1 pseudogene is annotated in these 309 nt (G+C 43.7%); it reads left to right on the top strand.

What is annotated here, in order from left to right:
* Positions 1-309 (top strand): annotated as a pseudogene (gene nhaB / locus A3729_RS10190) (sodium/proton antiporter); the annotation flags it as partial.

The following is a 309-nucleotide window of genomic DNA, read 5'->3' as shown; positions in this document are numbered from 1 at the left end:
ATGATGCATGGTGCTGTAGGGACTGCCTTGGGTGGTGTCTGTACACAGGTGGGTGAGCCTCAGAATCTACTAATTTCTGAAAAACTGGGTTGGGACTTCGTAGAGTTTTTCTTGCAAATGGCACCGATTACAATGCCGGTTCTGTTTTTTGGCTTGCTTACTTGTATTCTGTTAGAGAAAACCAAAAAATTTGACTACGGGGCTAAGATTCCAGGCTCGGTTCGGAAGATTCTAGAAAACTTTGATCAGGAAGAGAAGGCTAAAATGACCCCGGAATTTAAAGCTAAGTTGATTGCTCAAGGTGCAGTG

It is taken from the genome of Oleiphilus sp. HI0043, from assembly GCF_001634935.1.
This window is presented reverse-complemented; position numbering and strand designations above follow the sequence as displayed.